General features: G+C 66.1%; 24 protein-coding genes and 1 other RNA gene. 10 read left to right on the top strand and 15 right to left on the bottom strand.

The annotated features are described in order from the left end of the window. Position 1: 1 nt before the first annotated feature. Positions 2–694 (bottom strand): energy transducer TonB, encoded by a 693-nt coding sequence (locus HZA32_00150; protein ID MBI5422464.1) that lies wholly within the window; start codon positions 692–694, stop codon positions 2–4. Between the two features lie 97 nt (positions 695–791). Between HZA32_00150 and HZA32_00155 the strand changes: the two genes are divergently transcribed. Both HZA32_00155 and HZA32_00160 read left to right on the top strand, forming a co-directional pair. Continuing rightward, the gene (locus tag HZA32_00155; GenBank protein MBI5422465.1) at positions 792–1,223 is read left to right on the top strand and encodes a DUF4442 domain-containing protein; all 432 of its coding nucleotides are present in this window, start codon (positions 792–794) and stop codon (positions 1,221–1,223) included. 5 nt (positions 1,224–1,228) lie between these two features. Continuing rightward, positions 1,229–1,909 (top strand): hypothetical protein, encoded by a 681-nt coding sequence (locus HZA32_00160; GenBank protein MBI5422466.1) that lies wholly within the window; start codon positions 1,229–1,231, stop codon positions 1,907–1,909. A gap of 89 nt (positions 1,910–1,998) precedes the next feature. Here the strand turns inward: HZA32_00160 and glgB are convergent, their stop codons facing one another. After that, positions 1,999–4,140 (bottom strand): 1,4-alpha-glucan branching protein GlgB, encoded by a 2,142-nt coding sequence (gene glgB / locus HZA32_00165; protein MBI5422467.1) that lies wholly within the window; start codon positions 4,138–4,140, stop codon positions 1,999–2,001. Between the two features lie 191 nt (positions 4,141–4,331). Here glgB and lptD point away from each other — a divergent pair, with 191 nt between their 5' ends. From lptD to trxA, 5 genes are all read left to right on the top strand, one after another. Then, complete coding sequence (gene lptD / locus HZA32_00170; GenBank protein MBI5422468.1) at positions 4,332–6,413, top strand: LPS assembly protein LptD; 2,082 nt, start codon at positions 4,332–4,334, stop codon at positions 6,411–6,413. Positions 6,414–6,561: 148 nt separating this feature from the next. Beyond that, positions 6,562–7,839 carry an RsmB/NOP family class I SAM-dependent RNA methyltransferase gene (locus tag HZA32_00175; protein MBI5422469.1) on the top strand — a complete coding sequence of 426 codons (1,278 nt, stop codon included), beginning with the start codon at positions 6,562–6,564 and terminating at the stop codon, positions 7,837–7,839. A 47-nt stretch (positions 7,840–7,886) separates the two neighbouring features. Next, positions 7,887–8,864: a segregation/condensation protein A gene (locus tag HZA32_00180; protein MBI5422470.1), complete on the top strand. Its 978-nt coding sequence runs from the start codon at positions 7,887–7,889 to the stop codon at positions 8,862–8,864. Further along, a complete protein-coding gene (locus HZA32_00185) occupies positions 8,833–9,108 on the top strand; it encodes a hypothetical protein (protein ID MBI5422471.1) in 276 nt (91 codons plus the stop codon). The genes HZA32_00180 and HZA32_00185 overlap by 32 nt, the downstream gene beginning before the upstream one ends. Before the next feature lie 48 nt (positions 9,109–9,156). Beyond that, a complete protein-coding gene (trxA, locus tag HZA32_00190) occupies positions 9,157–9,480 on the top strand; it encodes a thioredoxin (protein MBI5422472.1) in 324 nt (107 codons plus the stop codon). 238 nt (positions 9,481–9,718) lie between these two features. Here the strand turns inward: trxA and HZA32_00195 are convergent, their stop codons facing one another. The 7 genes from HZA32_00195 to HZA32_00225 form a co-directional block, all read right to left on the bottom strand. Next, positions 9,719–11,020, bottom strand: coding sequence for a hypothetical protein (locus tag HZA32_00195; GenBank protein ID MBI5422473.1), 1,302 nt, complete (start codon positions 11,018–11,020; stop codon positions 9,719–9,721). A gap of 120 nt (positions 11,021–11,140) precedes the next feature. Further along, positions 11,141–13,312, bottom strand: coding sequence for a DNA polymerase (locus HZA32_00200; protein ID MBI5422474.1), 2,172 nt, complete (start codon positions 13,310–13,312; stop codon positions 11,141–11,143). Positions 13,313–13,325: 13 nt separating this feature from the next. Next, positions 13,326–13,676, bottom strand: coding sequence for a hypothetical protein (locus HZA32_00205; GenBank protein MBI5422475.1), 351 nt, complete (start codon positions 13,674–13,676; stop codon positions 13,326–13,328). Positions 13,677–13,703: 27 nt separating this feature from the next. Further along, positions 13,704–13,885: non-coding RNA, 6S RNA (gene ssrS, locus HZA32_00210), on the bottom strand. An 82-nt stretch (positions 13,886–13,967) separates the two neighbouring features. Then, positions 13,968–14,420 carry a hypothetical protein gene (locus HZA32_00215; protein ID MBI5422476.1) on the bottom strand — a complete coding sequence of 151 codons (453 nt, stop codon included), beginning with the start codon at positions 14,418–14,420 and terminating at the stop codon, positions 13,968–13,970. Next, on the bottom strand, positions 14,407–14,703 hold the full coding sequence (locus HZA32_00220) for an ATP-dependent Clp protease adaptor ClpS (protein ID MBI5422477.1): 297 nt from the start codon (positions 14,701–14,703) through the stop codon (positions 14,407–14,409). The genes HZA32_00215 and HZA32_00220 overlap by 14 nt, the downstream gene beginning before the upstream one ends. Before the next feature lie 141 nt (positions 14,704–14,844). After that, complete coding sequence (locus tag HZA32_00225) at positions 14,845–16,635, bottom strand: proline--tRNA ligase (protein ID MBI5422478.1); 1,791 nt, start codon at positions 16,633–16,635, stop codon at positions 14,845–14,847. A gap of 167 nt (positions 16,636–16,802) precedes the next feature. Between HZA32_00225 and HZA32_00230 the strand changes: the two genes are divergently transcribed. Both HZA32_00230 and argA read left to right on the top strand, forming a co-directional pair. Continuing rightward, positions 16,803–17,381 carry a hypothetical protein gene (locus HZA32_00230; protein ID MBI5422479.1) on the top strand — a complete coding sequence of 193 codons (579 nt, stop codon included), beginning with the start codon at positions 16,803–16,805 and terminating at the stop codon, positions 17,379–17,381. A gap of 39 nt (positions 17,382–17,420) precedes the next feature. After that, complete coding sequence (gene argA / locus HZA32_00235; protein ID MBI5422480.1) at positions 17,421–18,749, top strand: amino-acid N-acetyltransferase; 1,329 nt, start codon at positions 17,421–17,423, stop codon at positions 18,747–18,749. 22 nt (positions 18,750–18,771) lie between these two features. On the opposite strand, the gene HZA32_00240 is transcribed toward argA, so the two are convergent. From HZA32_00240 to HZA32_00260, 5 genes are read right to left on the bottom strand one after another with little or no spacing between them, the layout of a single operon-like run. Continuing rightward, a complete protein-coding gene (locus HZA32_00240; GenBank protein ID MBI5422481.1) occupies positions 18,772–19,107 on the bottom strand; it encodes a hypothetical protein in 336 nt (111 codons plus the stop codon). Between the two features lie 11 nt (positions 19,108–19,118). Next, on the bottom strand, positions 19,119–19,829 hold the full coding sequence (locus HZA32_00245) for an FKBP-type peptidyl-prolyl cis-trans isomerase (protein ID MBI5422482.1): 711 nt from the start codon (positions 19,827–19,829) through the stop codon (positions 19,119–19,121). Positions 19,830–19,876: 47 nt separating this feature from the next. Continuing rightward, positions 19,877–20,866: an ABC transporter substrate-binding protein gene (locus HZA32_00250; protein ID MBI5422483.1), complete on the bottom strand. Its 990-nt coding sequence runs from the start codon at positions 20,864–20,866 to the stop codon at positions 19,877–19,879. Between the two features lies 1 nt (position 20,867). After that, positions 20,868–21,662: an ABC transporter permease subunit gene (locus HZA32_00255; protein ID MBI5422484.1), complete on the bottom strand. Its 795-nt coding sequence runs from the start codon at positions 21,660–21,662 to the stop codon at positions 20,868–20,870. After that, positions 21,659–22,435, bottom strand: coding sequence for an ABC transporter ATP-binding protein (locus HZA32_00260; GenBank protein ID MBI5422485.1), 777 nt, complete (start codon positions 22,433–22,435; stop codon positions 21,659–21,661). The genes HZA32_00255 and HZA32_00260 overlap by 4 nt, the downstream gene beginning before the upstream one ends. Here HZA32_00260 and HZA32_00265 point away from each other — a divergent pair. Then, the gene (locus HZA32_00265) at positions 22,434–23,732 is read left to right on the top strand and encodes an amidase (GenBank protein MBI5422486.1); all 1,299 of its coding nucleotides are present in this window, start codon (positions 22,434–22,436) and stop codon (positions 23,730–23,732) included. The genes HZA32_00260 and HZA32_00265 overlap by 2 nt on opposite strands. On the opposite strand, the gene HZA32_00270 is transcribed toward HZA32_00265, so the two are convergent. Continuing rightward, a complete protein-coding gene (locus tag HZA32_00270; protein ID MBI5422487.1) occupies positions 23,709–24,578 on the bottom strand; it encodes an amidohydrolase in 870 nt (289 codons plus the stop codon). The two genes, HZA32_00265 and HZA32_00270, sit on opposite strands and share 24 nt — an antisense overlap. Between the last annotated feature and the right edge of the window lie 34 nt (positions 24,579–24,612).

Genomic DNA, 24,612 nt, shown 5'->3' on the forward strand with positions numbered 1-24,612 from the left:
GTCAGTCGCGATCGGTCATCGTAAACCCGATCGGCACGACCATCCGGAACGGCACCGGCTTGCCGTGGCGCTTCCCGGACTCGAAGCGCCACTTCAACACCGCGCGCACCGCCGGCTCCTCGAACTCGCGCGCGGAGCTCTTCAAGACCCGCGCAGACGTCACCCGTCCGCTGGCATCCACGTCGAACTCCACCGTCACGCTGCCCTCGACGCCGGCGCTGCGCATCGCGAACGGATACTCGGGCGGGATCTGGGCCTTCGCGCGCGGGTGAGCGTCGAGCTGCTCCATCGTGAAGATGCCCGGCCCACGGGGATCACCCACGACGGGCGCGCCGGTCGTGCCATCGCCCCAATCCTTGGGGATTTTATCGGCCTTCACGTCGACCTTGGCTGACGGCGGCGTGAACGGATCCACGACCACGTCGGGCCGCACGTCGACGGAGCGGTCCTCCGTGACCGGCTTGACCGGGCCCGGCTTGCTCAGCGGCTTCACGGCCTCGACCGCGGGATCGGGGTCGACCTTCGGGGTGATCAGCTCGACCGGCATCGGCGGAAGCTTGATGGGCGGATCGAGTTTGATGCGGTCGATGATGGCCGGAACGTCCGGACGGATACCGAACAGCAACACGACGTGGAACGTCGCTGCGACTAACGCGGGAACGCCGAAGCGTTGAGTCATGGTGGCGGTGTGCATGGCAATCTCCACCTGCACGACGCACGACCGCGCGCTTTATTAGGAGGCGGCGCAAACTTCGTTGCCAAACTGCGGCGCGACCGCGTCACATCGCGGCGTGAAACCCACCGACCTCGCGTTCAGCCAAGCGCTCGGCCTCGTCGCCGCGCCCGCCGGCGCCGAGCACCTGCTCGAGCTGCCGTTCGCGCCGCTCGTGCAGAACCACGTGGGCACGACGCACGCCGCCGCGCAGTTCGCGCTCGCCGAGGCCGCCAGCGCCGCGTGCCTGCAGCGCGACTTTCCCGCGCTCGACGGCAAGGTCTTCGCCGTCGTCCGCGGCGTGCAGCTCAAATACCGCAAGGCCGGCACCGGCGATCTCCTCGCCTTCGCCCGGCCCGACGACCTCACTCGCGCCAACCTCGTCCGCGATCTCGAAACCAAGACCCGCACCGCGGCGACCGTGCTCGTCGAACTGAAGGACCGCGCCGGCAACGTGACCTTCGCCGGCAGTTTCGATTGGTTCATCGCCCGCGCCGAGGCGGCACCGTGATCTCCATGCGCCTCCGCCTCGCCCTCGCCTTTTGCGCGCTCGCCGCCGTCGCCTCCGCGGCCGAACTGCCGTCCTACTTCAGCGACGCGCTGGCGCGTTTCACCTCCGACGCCCCGCGCGGTTGGGCCTACACGCTGACCACCACGCGCGAAGGCGACACCTCGGTTGAGCGCTACGATCCCTCGCGTCCCAAGGGCGGCGAGTGGACCTTGCTCGAACGCAACGGTCGCGCGGCCACCGCTGACGAGATCGAGCGCTACCTCCGCTACAAGGCCAGCAGCACGCCGCCGACCGCGCGCGCCACGTTCGAAAAGGGCGACCTCGATCGCGGGAGCTTCGAGCTCGTGCGCGAGGACGCAGCGACGGCCGTGTTTCGCGGCCGGTTCCGCGAGGATCTCAAGGAGCCGCTGCTCGCGCATCTCGTGCTCGAACTCCAAATCGCGAAAGCCGATCCCGCCGTGGAATCCTTCACGATGCGCCTCGTCGCGCCGTTCACGCCCGCGCTCGGCGTGAAGATGCACGAGCTCGAAGTCGCGATGGAATTTTCTCCTCCGACCGACGACCGCCCCTCACTCCCGCGCGCCTCACGCTCGCGCTTCCGTGGCCGGCTTTTCTTCCTCAAGTCGATCGAGGAAGACCTGCGCATCACCTACGCGGATTTCCAGCGCGTCGTGCCGCACCGCTGAATGGTCGCGTGGTTTTCCGGTAGGGGCGCTTGCCCTCAAGCGCCCAACGAGGGCCGTTGAGGGCAACGGCCCCTACCTCACGGCCGCGTTCACGCCGTCCACTTGTAGACGAGCGTGCTGAGCCCCGGCAGCGTCAGTGTCAGCGATTGCGCCTGTCCGTCGCTCGGCTCCGCGGCGGCGAGACGACTGCCAAAATTCCCCACGCCGTTGCCGCCGTAGATCTCCGCGTTCGTGTTGAACACCTCGCTCCACTGCCCGGCTTGCGGCACGCCGACGCGGTAGTTCGCCCGCTCCACCGGCGTAAAGTTGCCGATCACGAGGTAGAACGTCTTCTCGTCCGGCGCCACGCGGAGGAAGCTCAGGACGGAGTTCTCCCCGTCGTTGGCGTTCACCCAGCGGAACGACTGCGCGTTGAAGTCGTTGGCGGAAAAAACCGGCTCGCTCGCGTAGAGACGGTTCAAGTCGCGCACGACGGACTGGATGCCGCTGTGCAGCGGGGTGTCGAGCAAGTGCCAGTCGAGCGAGCCGTCATGGTTCCACTCGTGCCACTGGCCGAACTCCGCGCCCATGAAGAGCAGCTTCTTGCCCGGATACGTCCATACGAAGCCGTAGAGCGCGCGCAAGTTCGCCGCCTTGTCCCGGTCGGAGCCGGCGCCCATCTTGCCGAGCATCGAGGCCTTCAGATGCACGACCTCGTCGTGCGAGTAGACCGTGATGAAGTTCTCCGAGTATTGGTAGACCATGCCGAACGTGAGCTTGTTGTGCGCCCACTTCCGGTAGACCGGGTCCTTTTGAAAATAGGCCAGCGTGTCGTGCATCAGGCCCATATTCCACTTGTAGTCGAAGCCGAGGCCGCCGTCCTTCGTCGGCCGGCTCACCATCGGAAACGCCGTCGACTCCTCCGCGATCGTGACCGCGCCCGGATAATACTGGTGCACGAGATCGTTCACCTGGCGCAGGAACGCGATCGCCTCGAGATTCTCGCGCCCGCCGTAGCGATTGGGAATCCACTCGCCGGCCTTGCGCGAATAATCGAGGTAGAGCATCGACGCCACGGCGTCCACGCGCAGGCCGTCGATGTGATAGCGGTCGAGCCACGACAGCGCGCTCGCGATGAGAAAGCAGCGAACTTCGTGGCGCCCGTAGTTGAAGATCAGCGTGCCCCAATCCATGTGCGCTCCCAGCCGCGGATCCTCGTGCTCGTAGAGGTGCGAGCCGTCGAATTGCGCGAGCGCAAAACTGTCGCGCGGGAAATGCGCCGGCACCCAGTCGAGGATCACGCCGATGCCGCGCTGGTGCAGGTGGTCGACGAAAAACTGGAAATCCTCCGGCGTGCCGTAGCGGTGCGTCGGCGCAAAATATCCCGACACCTGATAACCCCACGAGCCCGTGTAAGGGTGCTCCGCCACCGGCATCACCTCGACGTGCGTGAAGCCCAGCTTGACGACGTAGTCGGCGAGCAGCGGCGCAATTTCACGGTAGTTCAGCGGACGGCTGCCGTCCTCGAGCACGCGACGCCACGATCCGAGGTGCACCTCGTAGACCGACATCGGCTGGTCGACCTTGCCGGCGTTCTCCGCGCGCTTGGTCATCCATGCTCCGTCGCCCCAAGCGTAGTGCTCCACGCTGCGCACGATCGCCGCGTTGTTCGGCGGTGATTCGAAATACGTGCCGTAAGGATCGGTCTTGAGCCGCTGCTGTCCGTGACGGTCCCAAACCGCGAACTTGTAGAGTTCGCCCTGGGACAATCCCGGCACGAACAACTCCCACACGCCCGACGCGCCCAGCGGCCGCATCGGGTGATAGCGCGCATCCCAACCGTTGAAGTTGCCCACGACCGACACGCGCGACGCGCTCGGCGCCCACACCGCGAACGCCACGCCGGGCACGTCGCCGAGTTTGCGCACGTGCGCACCGAGCTTTTCGTAGATGCGGTGCTCGTTGCCCTCGTTGAAGAGATAGAGGTCCTGCTCGCTGAGCGTCGGCAGGAACGAGTAGGCGTTGTGGACTTGGTGGATGTCCCCCCACGACGTCTGGTAGCGCAGTTGGTGGCGGAACACTTCTTTGCGCTTCGGGATGAACAGCTCGAAAAATCCCTCCGGCGCGAGCCGCTCCATCGCGAGCGCCGGCGCGCCCGGTGCATCGAGGTCCACGACCTCGCACTTCACGGCGCCGCGCACGAACGCGCGCGCCACCACTCCCTTGCGCCGACCCACGGTCACCGGGTGCATGCCCAGCCAACCATGCGGGTTCGACTGGCGGTTCTGAAGGAAGGCGTCGAGTTCCGACTGGGGGATAATCACGGTGCCATCACTTTGTCCGAGCGCCCCGGTGGGTCTAGCGCAAATCGCCCGGCACATTCCTCGCAATTCCCAGTCGAAATCTCGTTGCGCCACCCCAACCGCCCCGACAGTTGAAACGGATGCTTCGCCGCCTGGCTCTCTGCTTCGTGTTCGCCGCTCTCGCGGGCATCGCCGCGCGCGCCCAAACCGCGGGCACGATGCCCGATGTCCGGGGCGACGAATCCGTCTACGACGACAATACTCGGGAACTAGTCGTCCGCGGTCATGCGCGTCTCGTCTGGGGCGAAGTCGTTCTCACCGCCGACGAACTCCGCTACCGCCGCGAGAGCAACACCGTCACCGCGTCCGGACATTTTATTCTCACCCGCGGTTCGCGCCGCCTCGTCGCCGACGAAGGCACCTACGACCTCGCCTCGAACACGCTCCACGTCCGCAACCTCCGCGTCGGCGAATTTCCTGTCTACGTCACCGGCGAGTCCGTCGACGGCACGTTCGACAAACTCGTCTTCACCAACGCCACGATCTTCTTCCGCGAAAACGCCGCCTACGCGCCCTCCATCCGCGCCCGCAAGGTCGTCTACGAAAAAGGCCAGATCGTCTCGGGCGAAGGCCTCGCACTCGGCCTCCTCGGCAGCCACTTTCTCTCGATGCCGACGTTCCAGCACAAGCTCGGGACGGAGCTGTTCTCCTACTTCGTCGGCAAAGTCGGCTATCGCGCCAGCCTCGGCCCATTCCTCGAAGCCGATGGCCGCATCCCCATCGCGCCCGGCGTGAAAGCCGGCGCCGACATCGGTCTCTACGGTTCACGCGGCGTCATGGTCGGCCCCGCCGCCACCTACCGCACGGGCGACGACAACAATTTCGCGACCGGCGGACTCACGAGCGGCTACATCAACGACCACGGCGATCGCAAAACCGACATCCTCGGCCGCGCCGTGCCCGAGAACCGCAGCTTTGTCGAGTGGTGGCACCGCCAACGCGTCGGCGAGCGCTTCACCCTCGACGGCCAGTTCAACTACTGGAGCGACTCCGAGGTGCTGCGCGACTTCCGTCCGAAGCGCTTCTTCCCCGTCCAGCAACCCGACTCCTACCTCGAAGGCACCTACACCGGCGACAACTATGTCCTCAGCGCCTTCTCGCGCGTGCATCCGAACCGCTACCACCGCGTGCAGGAACGCTTGCCCGAAATCCGCTTCGACCTGCTCCCCTCCGAAGCGCCCGCCGGCTTCTACGAACGCGGCTCCGCTTCCCTCGCCGTGCTCGAGGAGGACGCCTACCTCAATCTCCCCAAGCAACGCTCCACCCGTTACGACGCCTACTACGGCATCGAGCGCCCCATCGCCCTCGCGCCGTGGATGACCTTCACGCCCGTCGCCGGCGGACGCCTCACGCACTACGCGAACGCCACCGGCGGCAAGGACACCTACACGCGCGCCATCGGCGAAGTCGGCTTCGATGCCCGCCTCCGCGCCGCCGGCGTTTTCGACTACAAGAATCCGCTTTGGGACATCGACGGCCTGCGCCACCTCGTCGAGCCGCGCCTCTCCTACCGCTACGCGCCCAAAGCCGACACCGGAGCGCGCTACATCCCGGCGATCGACCATCGCGTCTTTTCGACCTACCTGCAGCCGCTCTCGATCGGCGACCAGCGCAACATCGACGACCTCGACGCGATGAACACCGTGCGCCTCTCGCTGAACAACACGCTCCAAACCCGCAGCTCCACCGGCTCGCGCGACCTCGCGGCGCTCAGCTTCGCCGCCGACTACCGCTTCGAACGCAAGCTCGGCCAGCGCCCGCTCACCGATCTCCACACCGAGCTCGCGCTCACGCCCGCCGACTGGATCACGTTCTCCGTCTACGAACGCTTCACGCCGCAGACCTCCGAGCAGCAGGAGCTGAACTACGCCCTCGAAATCACCGATCAGGAATGGTGGGCTGCGAAGCTCAGCTCGCATTTCCTCCGCAACGACTACCAGGAATACGCGCTCGATTACCGCCAGCGCATCAACGAAGTCTTCGACGTCGTCGGCCGCTGGCGCTACGACGTTCGCAACAGCCGCTTCAACGAGCAAACCTACGGCATCTCGCAGCGCCTCGGCCAAACCTGGGCGATCAAATACGAAGTCTCCTTCTCCGAAGGCCCGCGCCGCGAAAGCAGCTTCGGCTTCAACCTCGAAGTCGAACTCCTGAAATTCTGAGCGAGCAACGCGCGATGCGCTACCTTTCCGGATTTCCGAAACCGCGTTCGTCGCGTGCGGTAGGGCGGGACCGCCGGGCCCGCCGCGAATCAGGGAATAGCTCGCCCACACTTCTCGCGGTGACGAAACCTGGGCAAATTCGCCTGCCATGAACCCGCGCATCGCCGCGAACCAGCAGCGCACGTTCCTCGCGCAACTCGCCGTCGTGCTCCCGCACGTCCGCACCGACAGCGCGCTCCCGCGCCGCATCAAGGAACTCCTCGGCCGCAATCGCGCCTTCGGCTCCCGCGACCGCCGCCTCTACCGCGAGCTGCTCTACACCGTCATCCGCTACCTGCCGTGGTTTGAGCCGCTCCTCGCCAGCGACGAAAACGCCGCCGCGCAACTCGCCGCCTGGCTCGCGCCGGAAATGAAGGACACCGCCGCCTATCGCGCCGCGCTCCTCGAAGGCTGGCCCGCGACTCCCCCCACGCTCGCCGAGAAATCCGCCGTCCTCCGCGCCCGTTTCTCCGCCCCAGGTAGGGCGAGTCGTCCCGACGAGCCGCCCACATCCGTCGACGACAACAACTTCGCCCCCACCACTCTCCTCCCCGCGTGGTTCCGCGAGCACTGCCCCGAAGCTTTCTCGTCGGCGCAGCTCGATGCGCTCCTCGCCCGCGCACCGATCTGGATTCGCCTCCAAGCCAACGACCGCGAGATGGTTCTCGACGAGTTCCGCCGCAAGGGCTGGGAGCCGCGCGCCACTCCGGTTTCGCCCGACGCCTTCGCGCTGCCGCCCAACGCCGAGGTCGCGAACACCGACGCTTACCGCCGCGGCTTCGTCGAGATTCAGGACGTCGGCTCGCAACTCGTCCTCGCTCACGCTCCCGTCGCGCCCGGCGAGCGCTGGCTCGACGCCTGCGCGGGCGCCGGAGGCAAATCGCTCCAACTCGCCCACGCCGTCGAAGCCGCCGGCCGCGTCGACGCCACCGACATTCGCCCCGCGATGCTCGAGGAGCTGCGCGAACGCGCCACCCGCGCCCGCCTCACAAACGTCCGCCTCGTCCGCGCCGCCGACGGCGTCTACGACGGCGTTCTGGTCGACGCGCCGTGCAGCGGCTCGGGCACGTGGCGCCGCCTGCCGCACATGAAGTGGCACACGCAACCGGCCACGATCCCGCAATTCGCCGCGCAACAACTCGCCATCCTCTCCGCCAACGCCGCGCACGTCCGCCCCGGTGGGTTGCTGGTCTACGCGACGTGCTCGCTGAGCCACGTGGAAAACCACGACGTCGCGGCCGCGTTCCTCGCCACGCACGCGGAATTTTCCGCCGAAAAGCCGGCGCGCGATCTCGGCGACCGCTTCGACGGCGCCGGCACCACATTGCTGCCCGCCACCCACGACAGCGACGGCTTCTACGTCGCCCTCCTCCGCCGCCGCGCCTGAGCGATTTCCCCCTTGCGCGCCCTCCGCGCCGTCCCTCGACTCGACCCGTGGTCGCCGAAGCCGATTATCGCATCAAACTTCCCGTTTTCGAGGGTCCGCTCGATCTCCTGCTCTTCCTCATCCGCAAGAACGAGCTGGATATCTACGACATCCCGATCGAGTCGGTGACCAAACAATACCTCGAAGTCCTCTACGCGATGAAGGACTTGGAACTCGAGGTCGCCGGCGAGTTTTTCGTCATGGCCGCCACGCTGATGGAGATCAAGAGCCGCATGCTCCTCCCGAAGCACCAGCAAGCCATCGACCCGAACGCCGACGACGAGGAACTCGATCCGCGCTGGGAACTCGTCCACCAGCTCCTCCAATACAAGAAATTCAAGGAAGCCTCCGGCAAACTCGGCGAGATGGCCCGCTATACGCAGGACATGCTACCCCGCCCCGCCAGCGCTTTTGCCCCGCTCGCGGAACGCCCGCTGAAGAGCGTCGATCGCATCGAACTCTGGAACAGCTTCAACGTCGTCCTCCGCCGCCTCGCCGAGAAGCTCGTCGTCGGCGAAATCCACGCCGAACAGGTCACCGTCGCCGATCAGATGGAATACATCCTCGAGCGCGTGAAGACCCAGCGGGAGTTCACTTTCTCGAGCCTGTTCACGACGAAGATCCCTCTCCGCACGCTCGTCGCGACCTTCCTGGCCATGCTCGAGCTGACCCGCCTCCGCAAACTCACGCTGCGGCAGGACGAGGCTTTCTCGGACATCTACTGCACCGCCGTCGAAGACACGCCGCCCGCGCCCGCGACTCCGGTCGATGACATCGCTGCAACCGCGCCCGCAGCGGAAGCGCCGCCCGCCCCGGCTTCCTCGAGCGAGCCGATTGTCGCGACCGAGCCCGCCGCGGAGACGCCGCCGGCAGCCGACGCACCCGCGTCGGCGTCCGTCATCGATCAAAACGCTCTTGAAACGTCCGACCCGGCGAACACCGTCACGCCCCAAGATGAAAAAAGCGCCCCGCCGCCGCCCGTCTAAGTCCGCGAAGAAGCCCAAGGCGAACGCGCACCTGCTCGGCCTCGGCCTCGACAACGACGACGGCCACAAGCGCATCACGCAGGCCGAAAAATTCTCGCTCTTTGGCGGCTCCGAGGAGACGCACGGCCGCATGGCCGAGACGATGATCAAGACCTTCGAGGAACTGAAGCACCGCGGCAAACACCTCGAAACCGTCGAGCCCAAGGAACTCGCCGAGATCATCCACAAATCCACGCCGCGCTGAGGCGCGCAGTTGTCTTTTTTTCGAACCGCACTTCACTTTCCCACCAACATGGCCGCCAACATCCTGAATCTCGACACGAACTCCTTCAAACCCGCCGTTTCCGGCAGCACGCCCGTCCTCGTTGACTTCTGGGCTCCTTGGTGCGGCCCGTGCAAGGCGATCGCCCCGATCCTCGAAGACCTCTCGACCGAGCTGGCCGGCAAGATCCAGATCGCGAAGGTCAACGTCGACGACAACGGCGACCTCGCCGCCCAATACGGCGTCCGCGCCATCCCCACGCTGCTCCTCTTCAAGAACGGCGCCGTTGCCGAGCAGTTCGTCGGCATGATGGACAAGGCCACGCTCAAGGCGAAACTCGCCGGCAAGATCTGAGCGAACTCGCCTCCTCCCTCTCTCTTCCCGCCGGAGCAACCGCTCCGGCTTTTTTGCGCCCTCGCGGTGCGATCCCGCGCCCCACACCTGTAGGAGCCTGCTTGCAGGCGACCGTTGGAGTTACATCCGCGCGCGAGATTCGCGACTACCTTCGACCGGCCAGCCACCAGCCAGCACCCTCCACCCAACGCGCTTCCCCACCAGCCCCACAGGTCACGCTGCGGCAAGCGCCCCGTGCTCAGAATTTCTTCAGCTCGAAAACCAGCACGCCCGGAGGCGTCGCGCCCGACGAGAGGACATCCACGTGCACCGTCGTCCCCTTGGGCAAGCCCGCTGAGAATCGATCGTCGAGCGCGGCGTTGAACATCCGCACTGCCGCCGCCGGCGTCTGCGCGACTCGTGCATCGAACCGCACTTCGGGTATGCCGTTGGTCACCACGCCCCCCGGCGGCAGCCGCAACTGAACTTTCACGGAGCCTTCGATCTTCATGCGCAGCACCGCGCTGTTGAGAGACTCCCACTCCTGTGCGAAGGGCGAAACCAGCAGCGAGGAAACCTGCGCGCCGGCCGACAACACGCCCACCGCGACGAGTCCACCCATCGCGGCGAAGTGCCACACCGGCTTCTTGCCCGCTTGCTCACCGCTGCCGCGCACAGCCGCCACCAAACCGACGACCACGATGCCGCCCAGCGGCCAAAGCGAACGATAGCCGCCATGCCAGTTCGGCGAAAACACCGCGACCGCACTAAACAGCGCCATCGCTGCGCCCAGGGCCAGCAACCAGCCCATCCGCGCACGTGGCTCGGTTCGGGTTTCACGACGCGCCGTTGCAATCAGTCCCACCATGACAATCGCGCCAATCACCGCCGCCAGCACCCGCGCCGAACCGTGCTCACCCACGATGAAAACGCCCCAACCCGCGGGGAGCGCGAAAGTGAACAGCGATTCCAGCCGACCGACGATCTCCGTGCGATCGACGATGCCGGCTCCATCCATCAGCCACCGCTCCAACAAGCCCGACGCAACGAGCCCCACGGCCATGACCGCCAAATGGGTCAGAAACCAGCCTTTCAAGTCGTTCACCACGCGCAGCGGCCGCGCAAGCGTCAGCGCCGCCAACGGAACGAGTCCCATCGTCGCGTTCGGGAAGTAGCACATCGCCGCGCCGAAATAGAGCAGCGCACCGCCGAGCATGCCCACGAACCGCCGTTGCCCGCCGACCTCCAATTCGCTTTCCGTCGCCGCGAACGCGGCGAGTGACAACAAAGCCGACAGCGCCGCCGGCCAAGCCGCCGCCCAAGCGACGTAGAGTTGCGCGGCAGGCAGCAGCATGACGCCCGCAGACAACGCCGTCGCATCGATCTCGGACCAGCCGCCGCGCTCACAGACCTGCCAAATGGCGACGCCGCAAAGCAGCACGAGCAGGAACGACAGTCCGCGCAGCGCCGTCAGCATCGGCACCGAGTCGATCGAGTGAAACGCCAAGTCCTGGAGTGCGCCGTGCAAGATGCCCTTTTGCGCGCCGTCCGTCGCGAGCACCTCAGGCGCGCTCAGTCGCAGAAAATCCTCCGGCGAGCCAAACTCGTGCGTGAAGACCGGCCAATACGCGAGCAACGGCAGGACGAGCAACGCGAGATAGCACAGGCGGGTGCGCATGGATTACAGCAGGAACTCCTGCTGGTCGACTTTGGGCCGGAGACCCGCGAATCGTCCATAGCGTTCCGACCAATCGTCGATTTTTTCCAAGTAATAGACAGGGTCGTAGGGTGCCGCCGCCGGATCGAAGAGCGCCACCGGCCGCGCCCGCTGCCAGTCCGCCGTCTGCCCCTTCTGCTTCGCCACGATGTAGTAGGTGACGCGCTCGCCCATGCGCGGACGCGGCGTCATCTGCAGCGCCGCTTCCGCCGCGGCGCGGCGCGGCTTGCCGCCACCCGCAATCCATTGCTGATACGCGTCGGGGTTCTGGCTCAACGACTCCGACTTCGCCAGTTCCGCGACCGGCAACTCGCGCGCGGCGATCTTTGCGCGATAGTCCTCGATCGTCTTCGCGGGCGACTGGTCGGTGACGCCGAGCACGAAAGCAATGAACTCGTCGCTCAGCCGCTTCAGGTAAGGCTCGATCCCGCGCGAACGCAGCGCCGAGCCGCGGAGCGTCACCTCGCCATCGACGGCGAGCGCGTAGTTCTTCGCCTTGTAGCAGAACATCGCGTCGTAGCGGCCGTCGAACTCCAGCTCGATGCCCGTCGGCAGCACACCGACAACCTCCGCGAGCAATTTCTCCGGCTCCGCGAAGTATTTTTCCGACGAGAGATAAATGCCGTCCGTGTCGGCCTCGAGGATCGTGCAACCTTGCTTCTGAAACTCCTCGATCAGCTTCTGCAGGAGTTCGCGCCCGCGCCGGGTGACCTCGGCCGCGAGGTCGCCGTCGCCGAAGCGCGCGCCGGAGAAGCCGAGATAGCCGTAGAACGAGTTGATCAGGATCTTGAAATTCGCCTGCCGTGCTTGCGCCTCGTCGCGCTCGGCGGCCGTCGGCGCGGACTTGGCGAGCTGCTTGTATTTCAGACGGTATTCGCGCAGCCGCTTGAGCAGCGGGATGAACACGCCGAGCGAATCGTTCTTCGGGTTGCGCCCGATGTGCAGCAACAGGCTCGGATAGAGCGACGCGACGTCGAAGTGCAGCACGTGCTTGAACACGCCCTCCTGAAAGCTCCGCGTGAAACCACCCTCGAACGTCGCCCACTCCACCGGCGCCGGGCACGCCGCGCGCGCGTGGTAGTATTCCTCGAGAAAGAGCAAGTCGACCTTGCCCGCCGTCCCGCGCAGCGCGGCGTCCTGCAGCAGCAGCGGAAAAGTCCGCGTCTGCTCGAAATAGGTCGGCAACAACACGTCGGCCACGCCCTTGGTCTCGCGCAGGTCGTCGGCGAGATACGCGAGGAACTTCGCGCGGTCGCGGCGAAACTCGTCCTGGATCCCGAAGCCGTCGATGTAGGTGCGCCCGGCGCCGTCCTCCGGCGTCACTCCGAAGTAAATCGCCGCTTCCTTGAGCCCATACGACGTCATCTCACGCGTCGTGATGTCGTAGAGCTGCACGAGCAGATACGTATCAATCACCGCGCGCCCCGGGATATCGCACCGCGGAAAATCCACCCAGCGTTCCGCGACCTTCAGCCGGCTGTTGCGAAACTCCGCGTTCAACCCGAACCGCCCCCAAGCACACGGCAGCTTGTAGCGCCGGCAGCGCTGGCGCAGGTAGTCGAGGTCGAACTTGAAGAGGTTGTGCCCCTCGATGACGTCCGGGTCCATCTCGCGCAGCACGTCGTTGAAGCGGATGAGCAGGCGCTTTTCGCCGTCCGGCGTTTCGTCCTCCAGCTCCAACAATTCGCGCCGCGCGCCGCATTGCAGGCCGATCGCGAGAATGCGGTCGCCCGCGCGGCGCGCGTCGGAAAATCCGCCCGGCTCCTCGGTCGCCGTCTCGATGTCGAGCTGACAGCGACGCAGCTCCGAGAAGTGCATCTCGGCATAGAGCCGCGCCCGCTGCTGGAGCAGCCACTGGCTCTCGTAGGGCTTGAGCACATCGATCGGCGCGCCCTCGCGCGTGGCGCGAAAGAAGTTGTCGAAACGCGAGAGCGCTTCGGCGTGCGCGAGCCAAGTGAAGGCTCCCTCGCCTCGCAGCCGCTCAAAGGAGATATCCGGGATCGTGGCGCTTTCCGCGACCCACGCGAACGGCCGAAACGCCTCCACGCGTTCAATGCGTCCGCCGTCGGGCATCGCGACCGACACGTGGGCCTTACCCGCGTCGTCGATCCACAGACCGCACAGCGTTTCGGGCATCAGCAACTCCGGCTCAGAACGGCCGGAAATACACCATCACGAAAGCCGTCGCGACGAGCACGAGCGTGATCGTGCTCAGCACGCCGCGCAGATGCGGCCGGCGGTAGGCGATGCCCGACATGGCGGCGAGACCGAGCCAGCACACGAGCTTCACCCAGACCCAGCCGGTGCTGGCGAACGGAATCTTGTTCAGCGAGAGCATGGCGAAGCCGCTGACCAACATCAGCAACGCCGCGATGCCCGTGATCATCAGCGTGCGCTTGCGGTTTTCCGGCGCCGGGTTGGCGAACGCCATGAACGTGTGCGCGCTGAGCACCGCGAGCGAGAGCAGGTGCAGGACTTGGTAGTAAGGCAGTCTTTCCATGAGGGGTATGCGTGGGTGAAATTGAAATGACACTCCGCCTGTGCCGTATGCCTACTGTGGCTCCAAAACCTTCTAGGTTAAGGTGGGCGCCACCTGGCACGTTTCTGCCTTCCGGTTTACGGCCTGGCATCGGCGTGCCGCTTGGCGGCTCCCAAATGGTATCAAAGGCAAAGAGCGAATTCGAGGCACCTCGAACACTGCAGAGTGTCGCCTCGGACCGTAGCCCCCTCGCCTCCCCCGTCAAACGCGAACGTCGCGGAATTTCCCTCGGCGATTCCAGCGCTTCGCACGTCACTCCATGACCGTCGGGTCAAGGTGCTGCACGATCACCTCCTGCAGCGTCGCGAGGAAAACGTAGGCCGCGAACGCCCGGCGCAACGGCTCGGCGAAATCGTCGATGTCGAGATCGCCCGACTCCAAGTGCTCCTCCTCGAGCTCCTTGAAATGGCTCGCCCGCAGCTTCAGCCGGATCGCCGCGCACGCCCGGAGGATCGGTTCGCTGTTCGTCGGATCGAGGGCGATCACGCCCGTGGCGAAGAAATCCGAGTCGAACAACCCCAGCAGCACCGCGATATCGCTGGACTGACCGGCGAGCAGTTCGCTGCTCCACGTGTCCGCAAAGTCCGGATCCGGCACTTGTGGATTGATCGCGAGCGTCGGCTCGAGCTGGTCGGCCGTCATTTTCATGACGTCGAGCAGCGGCGCGACGGCATCGAGGTTCAGTTTTACCTCAACCCGCTTCATTGGCCTCGAGCACCGCGGAAAGGTGCCACTGTTGGAGCGTGAAGACGTAGGCCTCGGCCGCCTCGCGATTGCCGGTCCAGAGGATCGAGCGCCCCTGCTCGTGCACCTCGAGCATGTGCTTGCGCGCCTTCACTTCGTCATAGCCGAAGACCCGTTTGAAAACCATGACGACATACGACATGAGGTTCACCGGGTCGTTCAACACGACCACGCGCCACGCGTCTTGCAGGCGCGTCTCGGCGTCCGTCGCCAGCGCGGGTGTCGTGTGAGTTTTGGTGGCCACGGGGACAGCAAAATCAGAAGCGGAAGGAATGCCAGCGTTGCGTTGCCTAGCCACGCAAAAGGATGGGGTCGTCTCGGTGGAGCGACTTGACCTCAAGCCGCTCGTAGCGCGTTGAGGTCAACGCGCTCCACCTACCCGCCCTTACGCCTTCGGCTCGCCGGCCGCGCGCACGGCGGCGGCGATGACCGCCTCCGCGTCCGCGAGCGGAACTTTTTTCACTTCCTTCTCGGCGCGCCACTTCATCTCGAAGATGCCTTCTTTGAGGCCCTTGCCGCCGACGGTGAGGCGCAGCGGGAAGCCGAGGAGATCGGCATCTTTGAATTTCACGCCCGGACGCTCCGCGCGGTCGTCGATCAAAACGTCCGCGCCGGCAGCCTCGGCGGCGGCGGCGAGTTTCTCGGCAACTCCACTCGCGGTGGGATCCTGTGGATCGAGATTGGTCACCACGACCTGCCAAGGCGCGACGGCCCACGGCCAGATGATGCCGTCGGCGTCATTCGCTTGCTCGATGATCGCCTGCAGCGTGCGGCTCACGCCGATGCCGTAGCAGCCCATCACCATCAGGTGCGACTGCTTCTTGTCGTCGGTGTAGACGGCGTTGAATTTCTCGGAGTATTTCGTGCCGAGCTTGAAGATGTGGCCGACCTCGATGCCGCGGCGGACCTGCAGCGGCTTGCCGGACTTCACGTCGGGCTCGCCCGGGCGCACGCGGCGAAAATCGCCGAACTTCGTGATCGCGAGGTCGCGGGTCACGTTGACGTTGCGCAGGTGGAAACCGTCCTTGTTCGCGCCCGTGGTGCCGTTGCCGATGAGGCGGATGGCGTGATCGGCGAACACGCCCGCGAGCGCGGACGGATTCTTGATCGTGCCCTTCACGGCGCCGAGCGAGCCGGGCTTCGCGCCCAGCACGGGCTCGATTTCCTCGGGCGTCGCCGGACGCCAAAGCTGGAAGCCGAGCGAGCCGAGCTTCGCCTCCTCGACGTCGTCGCAGCCGCGCACGATCACGACGAACGGCTTGCCGTCGCCGACGAAGACGAGCGTCTTGAACTGCTTGTCGGCCGGCACCGAGTAAGGCGCGGCTTCGAGCGCGGCGATGGTGACGACGCCGGGCGTCGCGAATTCCTCGATCGCGCCGGCGGGCGCGGCATCAGCCAAATCGGCGGGCACGAGCGCGCTGGTGGCCTTCTCGCGGTTCGCCGCGTAGCCGCTCTCCTCGTTGTAGATGACGTCATCGTCGCCAATCTCGGCGGGGACCATGAACTCGTGCGAGAAGTTGCCGCCCATGACGCCGGTGTCGGCCTCGACCGCGATCGCAACGATGCCGAGCCGCTTGAAGAACGCCTCGTAGGACGCCTTCATCGCGAGGTAGCTCTTGATCGCGCCCTCGTCGGTCGCGTCGAACGAATACGCGTCCATCATCACGAACTCGCGCGCGCGCATCAGACCGTAGCGCGGACGGATCTCGTTACGGAACTTCGTCGAGATCTGATAAAAGTTCTTCGGCAAATCGCGGTAGCTGGTGATCTCGGTCTTCACGAGCGGCGTGATGACCTCTTCGTGCGTCGGCCCGAGGACGAACTCCGGCTCCTTGCTGCGACCCTTGCCGGCCCCGGCGTGGTCAACGCGGAACATGATTTCGCGCGCCGCGTTCCAGCGCGGGCCTTCTTCCCACAGCTCGGCCGGATGCACGTGCGGCATCCAGACTTCGATCGCGCCCGCGCGCTCATTCTCGGGACGCGCCCGCTCCATCTCCTCGCGGCAGATTTGCGAGATCTTCTGCATCACACGCAGGCCGGCCGGCATGAAGGTGTAGAGGCCGCCGCCGAGCTTCCGGACGAGACCGGCGCGGACGAGGAGCTTGTGCGACGCAATCTCGGCGTCGGCCGGGCTCTCTTTGAGCGTGGGAATGAAAGTCTGCGACCACTTCTTCATGGGAAACCCGCAACGAAACAACTCCCCCGCCCCCGCGCAATGGAATTTCCCACCCGCGCGTCGCCGCATGCGTTCTACGGAAACCCGCTTGTCCCCGTCGCCCACCGTGCTTTGCTCGCGCGCTGATGAGCGCCCGCCGCAACCGTTCCGAACCGAAGCCCTGGTCCATGAAATGGATCGTGCTCGCCATCGTGATCTTCGTGATCGGCTACACGCTCGTGAACGTCTTTTACCGCAAGCCCGGCCCGGCGTTCCGCCCCTACGAGGACATGAACAAGCGCGCCACCACCGCGCGCCTCCTCAACGCCGGCTGGCAAAAACTCCCCGTCGACCTCTCACGCCCCGCGAACAAACCGGGCTTCAGCATCGCCGCCTCCGTCGCCCGCGCCGGCGCCGGGCTGGGCACCGAGCTCGAAGCGTCGTTCGCCGAGAAACCGCGCCTGCTCGCCACGATCGACAAGGTCACCGCGCCGACCGAGACCGCGCGCGGCTCCGCTTACTCCGTGTTCTTCACGGCGAGCCTCTCCGACCAGAGCTTTCAAGTCGGCCACCTCGAGGCGCTGCTGCGCGGCAACGAGATCGTCCTCATCCCCACACTCGAGCGTCTGCCGAACAAACTCCTGAGCCGCTGGGAAGACGCCGACTATTGCGCGACCGTGCCGACCGAGCGCCTCGCGCCGGGCCGCTACACGATCCGCCTCGCCGCGAAAGGGCCGGCGGCGCAGTGGACGTTCGACGTGCGCTGACGCGCTCGCGTGCGACGCGCTATTGACGCGCCGGGCGCGATGCCCGAAGAAATGCGCCAAGAAAAAATGTCCACCGGCGCCGACATCAAGCCCACCGACCTCCGCGGCATCCTGAAATACGTTCCGCGTTACCAGGATCAGATCTTCGTGATCGCCATCGACGGAGCGATCGTCGCCGACGAGAACTTCGGCAACATCCTCCTCGACGTCGCCGTGCTCCGCTCGCTCGGCATCAAGGTCGTCATCGTGCACGGCATCGGCCGCCAGATCGAGGAGCTCTCGGCGCTGCGCAAAGTCACCATCACCGACTCGATCGGCACCGGCGTCACCGACGCCCCGACGCTCGACCTCGCGATCCGCGCCGCCGGCCGCGTCACGCACCTCGTGCTCGAGGAACTTTCGCAAAACAATCTTAAGGCCGCCCTCACCAACGCCGTCCGCTCCGTGCCGCTCGGCATCCTGCGCGGCGTCGACCACCAACTCACCGGTCGCGTCGACCGCATCGACAAGGAATTCCTGCTCCAGCTCATCGGCTCCGGTGTCGTGCCCGTCGTCAACCCCATCGCCTTCGACCGCGACGGTCGTCCGCTGCGGGTAAACTCCGACCTCCTCGCCGCCGAGATCGCCGAAGTCCTGCAAGCCACGAAGATCATCTTCTTCTCGCCCTGCCGCGGCCTCGAGATCAACGACACGTTCAAGCAGCAGATCAACGTCGACCTCCTCCGCGACCTCGTCACCAAGGACCCGGAAGCCATCAACGAGGCCATGCGCTCCAAGGCCGCGCACGCCGTGAAGGCCATCGAGACCGGCACGCCGCGCGTGCACCTCCTCGACGGCCGCATGATGGACGGACTGCTGACGGAAATCTTCTCCAACGAAGGCGTCGGCACCCTGATCCACGGCAACGAATACCAGCAGATCCGCCTCGCCCGCAAAGGCGACGTGCGCGCCATCTACAACCTCACCCGCTCCGCCGTGAAGCGCGAGGAGCTCGTCTTCCGCACGCAGCAGGCGATCGAGAAGAACATCGAAAATTTCTACGTCTACGAGATCGACGAGAACATCATCGCGTGCGCTTCCGTCGCGCTCTACCCGGACAAATCCGACACCGCGGAGATCGGTTCGGTCTACGTCATGCCGTTCTACCACCACCGCGGCATCGGGCGGAAGATGATCGAATTCGGCCTCAAGCTCGCCAAGGAGCGCGGCGCCGCGCAAGTCGTGGCGATGTCGACGCAAGCGTTCACGTTTTTCACTTCGGTCTGCGGCTTCGTCGAAGCCGACAAAGACGCCCTGCCCGATTCGCGCCTCAAGACCTACGAGGAAAGCGGCCGCAACTCGAAGATCCTCGTCAAGGATCTCTCCTGACCGCCGACCGCGGCGCCCCTCGTCAGCGCAGCGCCGCAAATCGCCCGCCAGCCGCGTCCACTTCCTCCCGCGAGGTGACGCGCACGCTCAGCGAAGCCACCGCCGGCTCCGAAAAACCCGCCGCCAACAGGCGCCTCTTCAGCGCGGAGGTGAACCGCGCCTGCTCCGTGTCCGCAAACGCGCGGCGCTCCGCCTTGCTGCGGCAGACGAGCCAAACCAGAAAATCGTCCTCCGCGCCTCCGTGCGACGCGACGACTTCATGGTCGACCACCGGACACGCCGAGCCGATCTGCTCGCGCTCGACCGCATCGAGGCACTCGCCGATCCGCCGCGTCCATTGACCGGAGCCTCTCGCCATCGCCACTGGCGTCAGTTGACGCCCAGCAACTCGATTTCGAAAATCAGCGCCGCGTTCGGCGGGATCTTTCCGCCCGCGCACGGACCGTAGCCCAGCGCCGGGGGCACGTAGACCTTGAACTTGTCGCCGACCGACATGAGTTGCAGCGCCTCGACCCAGCCGGGCACCACCTGCGTCAGCGAAATATCGATCGGCTGGCCGCGCTGCACCGACGAATCGAAAACCGTGCCGTCGATCAAGGTGCCGTGGTAGTGGACGCGCACCTTGTCGGTCGCCTTCGGCTTCACGCCGCCAAAACCTTTCTTGAGCACCTCGTATTGCAGGCCCGAAGCGGTCGTCTTCACACCGGAGCGCGTCTTGTTCTTGGCGAGAAAATCGTTCGCCGCCTGAAGATTCGCCTTCCCCTGCGCCTCCATTTCGGTGGCGAGCTTGCGTTGGTGCTCCTCGAACGCCGCTTGGATCATCTTCTCGTCGATGCGCGTCTTCTGGCCGCCGACCGCGTCCTGCACGCCGGCGGCGAAGGCCGCTTGGTCGAACTTCAACGCCGGCTGCCGCGCGATGTTCGAGCCGATCTGGTAACCCATGCCGTAGCTCACGCGCTGGTCGGCGGTCTCGAAACCTTTCGCCGAAGCCTTCGCATCGGCCTTCTTGTCGCCGCAGCCGGCGAGCGCGAACGTCAAAGTTAGGAGCGAAACGGGAACGAGCAGCGAGGTCGTCTTCATGGGAAAACGCGAGCGAACCAACCGCCCGACGAAAGACAAGCCGCCGTTCAACGCGCGTCCGGCGGCAGCATCTCGAAGGTCGCCACGTCCTTCACCGTCAGCGGACGCTCGAGGAAACCGAGTTCGCTCAACAGCTTCAGCTGCGTCTCGAGCCGCGCAGGTGTGAGCTGACCCATTTTCTCGCCGCGCGCGGGGTCGCCGAGCACGAGTTGGTAATCCTTCATGGCCTTGATGCTGTAGGCAAAGAGCTCGTCCGGCAGGTCGGAGCGTGTGGCCTTGATCAGGTTGTTTCCGGGCGTCGGATCGCCGGTCAGGTAGTCGACCCAGCCGCGGATGCTCGCGCGCACGAAGCGGCGCACGACTTCCGGGTTTTCGACGAGAAAGGCGTCGCTCGTGAACAACACGCGGTAGGGCTCATAGCCGCCCGGCGTGGCGATCAGAAACGCCCCGGCGTCGGCCCCCCGCTGCCGCACGAAGAACGGTTCGTTCGTGACGAAGCACTGCTGGATGAACTTCTTGTCGCTCATGAAGCGCGCGAGTTCGCCCACGAGCGGCTGAATGTTGAAATGGATGCCGAGTTTCTTCTGCGCGACTTGCAGCCAGATCGAGCCGGCGCCGGCCATGATTGTCTTGCCGTCGAGATCCTGCAGCGAACGGATGGGGTTCTGTGCGTGGAAAAGAATGCCCTGCGCATCGCGCTGCATCTCCGCCGCGACCATCTTGATCGGCACGCCGCGCCCGACCGCGACGATGACATCGTCGCCATTCGTCATGCCCAGCTGCGCGCGACCGGTGGCGACGGACGCCATCACCTGGGCGTTCGGGCCGCCCTTCACGATTTCGACGTCGAGCCCTTCTGCGACGTAAAACCCCTTCGCGACCGCCTGGTAATAGCCGCCGTGCTCGGGCTGCGGGAACCAGTCGGTCTGGAACCTGATTTTGATGCGTCCGTTCGCGTCGGCCGTGGCAGTTTTCTTGCCGCAACCCGTGACGAGCACGAGCGAGAGCAGCGCGAGGAGGAGCGTGGGGAGGCGCATGTCAGTGATCGTTGGGTTCGAAGGAATCGTGCCAGTGGTGCAACAGCGCCCAGTTCAGGAGCGACACCGCTGCAACGAACACGAAGCCGAGCAGGCAGCTCGTCAACGCCGTCGCGAACAGCGCGGGAATCTTGATCTGGGTGTTGTAGCTGTAGACGAGAAAGCCGAGGCCGCCGGAGCCGCCCGAGGCGTTGCCGACCATGTATTCGCCGAAAATCGCGCCGATCGGCGCCAGCGTCGCCGCGATGCGCAGTCCCGCGAGGTAATACGGCAGCGCCGACGGCATGCGCAGCAGCAGCAGTTCCTGCACGCGGCTCGCGTTGCACATGCGGAAAAGCGCCACGTGGTTCATGTCCGTCGAGAGCAGACCCTGCGTCGTGTTCGCCACGATGGGAAAAAACGAGATCAGCCACGTGATCGTGATGATGCCCGGCATGCCCGGGCCGGCCCACAGCACGATGATCGGCGTCAGCACGATGACCGGCGTCATCTGCAACACCAGCAACCACGGGTAGAGCGAGAGCCGCAGCGAGTTCGAAACGCCGAGCACCAGCGCCATCGTCAGGCCCAGAACCGCCGCGAGCAGGAATCCCGCCGCCGCGCCGAGCGCCGTCGCTCCCACCGCGGAAATCAGCCGCGCCTTTTCGCGCCACGCCGCCTCCAGAATCTCCACCGGCGTCGGCAAGATCCAGCTCTGCAAGCCCGTCGCCGCGCGCACGGCATACCAGATGCCGAAGAACACCGCACCGGTGACAACGGGCAGCAGCCACTGCTTGAGCGGCGATTCGCGTCTCATGCGCGCACCTCCGTTTCGACCTCGTGCAGAATGCGTGTCACCTCATTCACTTGCGCGGCGAACTCCGCCGTCTCGCGCAACGCCGCGCGTCGCGGATATCCGAACTCCACCCGAATCTCGCGGTGGATGCGCCCGGGATGCGCCGACATCACGACGATGCGATTCGAGAGGAACACCGCCTCCGCCACGGAGTGAGTCACGAACACCGCCGAAAAAGGCGACTGCTCGCGCAACGCCAGAAGCTCCTCGTTGAGCCGGTGTCGCGTCATCTCGTCGAGCGCGCCGAACGGCTCGTCGAGTAGCAGCAACTCCGGCGCAAGCGTGAGCGCCCGCGCGATCGACACGCGCATCTTCATGCCGCCCGACAGCTGACGCGGGTAATAGTCCCGCACCTTCGCCAGTCCCACGAGTTCCAGAAACTTCTCCGCCTGCGCCGCGCGCTCCGCTTCCGTCGCCCGACGCAGCCGCAGCGGAATTTCCACGTTCTGCCGCGCCGTGAGCCACGGCAGCAGCGTCGCGTCCTGAAAAATGAACACCTGCCGGTCGCGCGCCTGCCGCGGCAGCTTGCCGAGCACGCGAACGTCGCCTTCGGTCGTCGGGCTCAGCCCCGAGATCAACTTCAGCACGGTCGACTTGCCGCATCCGCTCGGACCGATGAGGCTCACGAAGTCGTCGCGCGCGATGTCCAGATCGACGCCATCGAGCACGAGCGGCCCGTCGCCGTAGCGCTTCCGGACCGAGGCGAGTTTGACGATGGGCGTGGGGACGTCCATGAAACGGCCAGTGGATACAACCGGAAGCAAAACGCCAGTTCCTTTGCCCTTCGCCGACTGGCAAGCGATGTCGCCCGGCCGCGCCGCGCAGGAAGTCGCCCGGCGCGTCGCCGAGCTCCCGGCACCACTGCGGTCTGCCGCGCTCGCCTGGCAGTCCACCAACGACGATCTTTCCGCGGCGCTGACGCGCGGCACCGGCCCGCTGCGCGGCCTCCCCTACCTCGCCAAGGATCTCTTCGACGTCGCCGGCGTGCCCACGCGCGCCGGCTCGGCGTTCCTCGCCGAGACGCGGGCCACACCCGGCGACAGCGCGCTCGTGCGCCGCTTGCGTGACTTGGGGGCCGCGCTTGCGGGCAAGACGCATCTCGTCGAGTTCGCCGCCGGCCTCACCGGCGAGAACCGCACCTACGGCGACTGCCCGCACCCGCGCTTCGCCGACCGGCTGGCGGGCGGATCGAGCAGCGGTTCCGCGGCACTCGTGGCGGCGGGCGTGACGCCTTTTGCGCTCGGCACGGATACCGGCGGCTCGGTGCGGGTGCCGGCGGCGTTTTGCGGGCTGTTCGGCTTTCGCCTCACGCCGGGCGAACCGTTCGTGCGCGACGCTTTCCCGCTCTCGCCGACGTGCGACACCGCCGGCTGGTTCACCGCGTTCCCACAGGATCTCGCGCAACTGAACCACGCGCTCCTCGGCGCCCGCGAACCCGCCGACCGCGCGCCGCGCGGCGTGTTTCTTCGCGCTCGCGCAGTCTTTCCGGAAGCGGACACCGCGATCGACGACGCGTGCGCACTCGCCGCGGCGCAGCTGGCCGCACCGCTGGACACTGAGCGCGAGCGAGCGCTCCTCGCCACGTGGGCCAACGCCGTGGACGCCTACACCACGCTCGTCACGCACGAAGCCTTCACGATTCACCAGCCCTGGCTCGATCGGTTCCGCGACCGCTATGATCCCGGCATCTGGCAGCGGTTCGTCAAAGCCGGACACACGACGCCGGCGCAGCTCGAGGCGGCGAGCGCGACGTTCGCGGCAGTCCGCACATCGTTCGCCGAATTGTTCCGCGCCCACGATTTTCTGGCGTTTCCCTGCGCGCCCGTGCCCGCGCTGACGAAGGCCCAATGCACTCTGGAAACCCGCCGTGCGATCCTCACGTTCACCGCGCCGGCCTCGCTGGCCGGATTGCCCGTGCTGACAGTGCCGGTCCCGCTGGCGAATGGCCTGAGCGCGGGTCTGCAAATCGTCGCGCCGCGTGTCAGCAGTCCGGTCTTTGATTGGGTGCTAGCATGCTGCGCCGAACAATGACACCGCGTTGCCGCCCATCACGGCGGCCTGCGCCTCACTCGGCAGTTTAGCCCGCGCCTCGGTCACGAACCGCGACAAGCCGCTCGCCTGATCGTCGCGCGGAAACAAACGCAGCGGATAATCCGATCCGAAAAGCAAACGCTCCGGCCCCACCGCCGCCAGCGCGCGCGTCCACGCCGTTGCGTCGTAGAGCAGCGGCGAGGCGGCCGTGTCGAACCACACGTTCGCGAGTGCACGGCTCGCCGAATCGAAAGCCAAGCCCCCGCCCCAGTGCGCGAGCACGAAGCGCGTCTGGGGAAACTCCCGCGCCCAACGCGTGAAATCTTCCAGCGGCGTCGAGACCCAACCGTCGTAGCGGCGGCTCGCCGGGTCGGTGACATGGAGGTTCACGGGAAGCTTCAGCTCGCCCGCGAGACGCAGCATCTCGCCGACCCGCGCATCGTCGGCCGCGAACCCTTGGGAGTGCGGCGAGAGTTCGCCGACCCCGCAGAAGCCCGCGTTGGCCGCGCGCGTCATTTCACCGAGATCGTCCGGGTGAACAGCGGCGCACGCCGCGAGCCGGTCCGGGTGCGCGCGCGTGCATTGCGCGTAGAAGCGATTTTGCGCGGCGCACGTCGCCGGTTTTTCCCAATACCAACCGAGCAACACCGCGCGCTCGATCCCCGCCGCATCCATGTCGCGCAACAACTCATCAACGCTCGGGAAAAGCTGCACCGGCGCACCGTCCTTGCGCCGACGCGTGCAAAGGCGCGCCCAATGCGCCTCGCCGCCGGCCGCCGCCCACGCCGCGGGGTTGGCCGCGACTTCCGGCGGATAAAGGTGCACGTGCGCGTCGACGGTCGGCATAAAAACCGGCTGGTTCTCTAGCCGCCGACCTGCA

It is taken from the genome of Opitutia bacterium, from assembly GCA_016217545.1.
Classification (GTDB): domain Bacteria; phylum Verrucomicrobiota; class Verrucomicrobiia; order Opitutales; family Opitutaceae; genus Didemnitutus.

Coding starts and splice junctions, on each gene's coding strand:
- HZA32_00205 (MBI5422475.1), bottom strand. CDS start 13,676: ATGGAAAGACTGCCTTACTACCAAGTCCTGCACCTGCTCTCGCTCGCG.
- HZA32_00245 (MBI5422482.1), bottom strand. CDS start 19,829: ATGAAGACGACCTCGCTGCTCGTTCCCGTTTCGCTCCTAACTTTGACG.
- HZA32_00225 (MBI5422478.1), bottom strand. CDS start 16,635: ATGAAGAAGTGGTCGCAGACTTTCATTCCCACGCTCAAAGAGAGCCCG.
- HZA32_00185 (MBI5422471.1), top strand. CDS start 8,833: ATGAAAAAAGCGCCCCGCCGCCGCCCGTCTAAGTCCGCGAAGAAGCCC.
- HZA32_00265 (MBI5422486.1), top strand. CDS start 22,434: ATGAAACGGCCAGTGGATACAACCGGAAGCAAAACGCCAGTTCCTTTG.
- argA (MBI5422480.1), top strand. CDS start 17,421: ATGCCCGAAGAAATGCGCCAAGAAAAAATGTCCACCGGCGCCGACATC.
- HZA32_00160 (MBI5422466.1), top strand. CDS start 1,229: ATGCGCCTCCGCCTCGCCCTCGCCTTTTGCGCGCTCGCCGCCGTCGCC.
- HZA32_00175 (MBI5422469.1), top strand. CDS start 6,562: ATGAACCCGCGCATCGCCGCGAACCAGCAGCGCACGTTCCTCGCGCAA.
- HZA32_00240 (MBI5422481.1), bottom strand. CDS start 19,107: ATGGCGAGAGGCTCCGGTCAATGGACGCGGCGGATCGGCGAGTGCCTC.
- lptD (MBI5422468.1), top strand. CDS start 4,332: ATGCTTCGCCGCCTGGCTCTCTGCTTCGTGTTCGCCGCTCTCGCGGGC.
- HZA32_00270 (MBI5422487.1), bottom strand. CDS start 24,578: ATGCCGACCGTCGACGCGCACGTGCACCTTTATCCGCCGGAAGTCGCG.
- HZA32_00260 (MBI5422485.1), bottom strand. CDS start 22,435: ATGGACGTCCCCACGCCCATCGTCAAACTCGCCTCGGTCCGGAAGCGC.
- glgB (MBI5422467.1), bottom strand. CDS start 4,140: ATGCACCCGGTGACCGTGGGTCGGCGCAAGGGAGTGGTGGCGCGCGCG.
- HZA32_00255 (MBI5422484.1), bottom strand. CDS start 21,662: ATGAGACGCGAATCGCCGCTCAAGCAGTGGCTGCTGCCCGTTGTCACC.
- HZA32_00250 (MBI5422483.1), bottom strand. CDS start 20,866: ATGCGCCTCCCCACGCTCCTCCTCGCGCTGCTCTCGCTCGTGCTCGTC.
- HZA32_00215 (MBI5422476.1), bottom strand. CDS start 14,420: ATGAAGCGGGTTGAGGTAAAACTGAACCTCGATGCCGTCGCGCCGCTG.
- HZA32_00200 (MBI5422474.1), bottom strand. CDS start 13,312: ATGCCCGAAACGCTGTGCGGTCTGTGGATCGACGACGCGGGTAAGGCC.
- HZA32_00230 (MBI5422479.1), top strand. CDS start 16,803: ATGAAATGGATCGTGCTCGCCATCGTGATCTTCGTGATCGGCTACACG.
- HZA32_00150 (MBI5422464.1), bottom strand. CDS start 694: ATGCACACCGCCACCATGACTCAACGCTTCGGCGTTCCCGCGTTAGTC.
- trxA (MBI5422472.1), top strand. CDS start 9,157: ATGGCCGCCAACATCCTGAATCTCGACACGAACTCCTTCAAACCCGCC.